This window comes from Candidatus Pelagibacter communis, assembly GCF_001179945.1.
In the GTDB taxonomy this organism is placed as follows: Bacteria; Pseudomonadota; Alphaproteobacteria; order Pelagibacterales; family Pelagibacteraceae; genus Pelagilacustribacter; species Pelagilacustribacter ubique_A.
In genome coordinates this window covers 1-699 of the sequence record NZ_CVSG01000046.1, presented here as the reverse complement: position 1 = coordinate 699, position 699 = coordinate 1, and the positions used below count along the sequence as shown (strand labels likewise).

At 26.3% G+C, this 699-nt stretch carries 1 protein-coding gene; it reads right to left on the bottom strand.

Translation table 11 applies throughout. The features are described from left to right. The coding region (locus AMN78_RS04165) for a hypothetical protein (protein WP_179850589.1) at positions 1–699 on the bottom strand (699 nt) is incomplete at both ends.

Genomic DNA, 699 nt, shown 5'->3' with positions numbered 1-699 from the left:
TTAAAAAAGTTTCCTTCTTCAGTTGAACACTTTTTAAATTATCTAGATCTCTTGGAAATTGAGTAAAATAAATAGGTTTAACCAATTTTTCGTTTCTTACAGTTCTTAAATCGTAATCAACGTCTTTAAATAATTGAATAACTGTCTCAGTTTTTAAATTAAGGTCAGGTAATATTACTTCAGCAACGTTATTTCTTTTAACTTTAAGCTCAGGCTTTTTAGTTTCCTTTTTTACTTTAACTTCTGGTTTTTTTGTTTCTTTTTTAACTTTAGGCTCAGTCTTTTTAAATTCTTTTTTAGTCTCTGCCTCTATTTTCTTTGTTTCTAATTTTTTTTGTGAAAAATCAAAATTATTGTAAGCATTAATTCCTGCTATTATTGCAGTAGTAACTCCTGCTACTACAAAAAATCCAATAATAACATTTCTAGCACTTTTTTGGTCAATTTGTTGGTTATAAATTGAATTAAATACGTCAGTGAAAAGATTTCCAAAAAATTGCGTAATCGTTGTTCCTAATTTTGGAATTACATTTAAAAAATTAAACCCTACGATACCTAAGCCCTTCCAAATATTAGATATTCCATGATTAACTTTTCTCGTCGTATCGTGTTTATAGTTTTCAACTCTTCTGAAAAACCTATTTTTGTCTTTTATTTTTTCTTCTTTATAATCAATAATGCTAGTTTTTAATCTTGATA